Origin of the sequence: Bacillus sp. SIMBA_031 (genome assembly GCF_046535225.1) — a bacterium.
In the GTDB taxonomy this organism is placed as follows: domain Bacteria; phylum Bacillota; class Bacilli; order Bacillales; family Bacillaceae; genus Bacillus; species Bacillus velezensis.
The window spans coordinates 1-263 of the sequence record NZ_JAWRXC010000350.1 but is presented as its reverse complement, the minus strand read 5'-3'; the positions used below and the strand labels follow the sequence as shown (position 1 = coordinate 263).

Genomic DNA, 263 nt, shown 5'->3' with positions numbered 1-263 from the left:
CCATGAAGTTGTCGGCCAGCGCTTCGAAGTAGAAATTCTGGATTCGGAAACTGACGTCGCTCCGCTGGAAATACGCGAGTTGCTCGCCGGCCCAAGCAAGCGTGAAGCCGAGATCCTGATAAAAACGTCTCGTACAGTCGAAATTTTTCGACGGAGTACAGGTCATTGTCGCTCGGCTTTCGATCGTGACCGTACTCATAAATCGAACGTCCGTTTTGCGGAAAGTTGGAAGTCCGTTCCGGGTCGGTTTGCGTCACTTGCAG

1 protein-coding gene is annotated in these 263 nt (G+C 52.5%); it reads right to left on the bottom strand.

The genetic code is table 11. From position 1 onward, the window contains the following. The coding region (locus SB724_RS20595) for a VOC family protein (protein WP_410572774.1) at positions 1-199 on the bottom strand (199 nt) is incomplete at its 3' end. Positions 200-263 lie beyond the last annotated feature (64 nt).